We start from the raw sequence: 275 nt of genomic DNA, 5'->3' as shown, positions 1-275 counted from the left end.
GAATGGTGATGCGCCCGATGTTGCGGGCCTTGTTGAACTCGCGCAGCCGGGCGAAGACGTCGACGCCCAGCTGGTCATAGACGTGCAGCAGATCGACCAGTACCCAGTTTTCGCGGATGCGGCCGTTTTCCAGCCGCCAGAAGTCGAGGCTGCGCATGGTTATCTTCCGGTCCGAGGGCGCAATGCTCAGCCAGCCGCCATGCTTGACCGTCTGTGCCATGTTTGGCCAGCCGGTCACACCGGCATAAGCGCCGTCGCCGAAGAAATGGTGGTGC

General features: G+C 62.5%; 1 protein-coding gene. It reads right to left on the bottom strand.

Features of this window, described 5'->3' with window-relative positions:
* Positions 1-275 (bottom strand): ester cyclase (locus tag A3764_RS21285; RefSeq protein ID WP_150122374.1); only part of this gene is annotated, 275 nt, incomplete at both ends.

Source organism: Sulfitobacter sp. HI0129, assembly GCF_001635395.1.
GTDB lineage: Bacteria > Pseudomonadota > Alphaproteobacteria > Rhodobacterales > Rhodobacteraceae > Sulfitobacter.
Note: the sequence above shows the minus strand (reverse complement) of the source record. Positions and strands in the feature narration are given on the sequence as shown.